This window comes from Paraburkholderia sp. SIMBA_030 (genome assembly GCF_046535245.1).
Lineage (GTDB): Bacteria > Pseudomonadota > Gammaproteobacteria > Burkholderiales > Burkholderiaceae > Paraburkholderia.
In genome coordinates this window covers 1-271 of the sequence record NZ_JAWRXB010000564.1, presented here as the reverse complement: position 1 = coordinate 271, position 271 = coordinate 1, and the positions used below count along the sequence as shown (strand labels likewise).

The window sequence follows — 271 nt, the reverse complement described above, 5'->3', positions numbered from 1 at the left end:
GAGGTCTTCTGGCGTTTGCGCCAGCGCGGCCCGGTAGGCCTGCTCCAGCGAGCGGCGACGGTAGAAGTTGAGGGCCAGGCGATTGGCGATGGTGGCCAGATAGGCGCGCGGTGTCGTGCAGTTCAGCGGCTCGCCCGGCGCTCTGCAGAGCAGCCGCACGAACGTGTCCTGGGCCAGATCCGCCGCATCGGCGGCGCTGCCCAAGCGCTTGCGCAGCCAGCCCTGCAGCCAGCCGTGGTGGTGACTGTAGAGCTGGTCGATGGCCTGATGC

General features: G+C 69.4%; 1 protein-coding gene. It reads right to left on the bottom strand.

The genetic code is table 11. The features are described from left to right. On the bottom strand, positions 1–261 hold a 261-nt coding region (locus SB772_RS41220), incomplete at its 3' end, for a sigma factor (protein WP_410838677.1). Positions 262–271 lie beyond the last annotated feature (10 nt).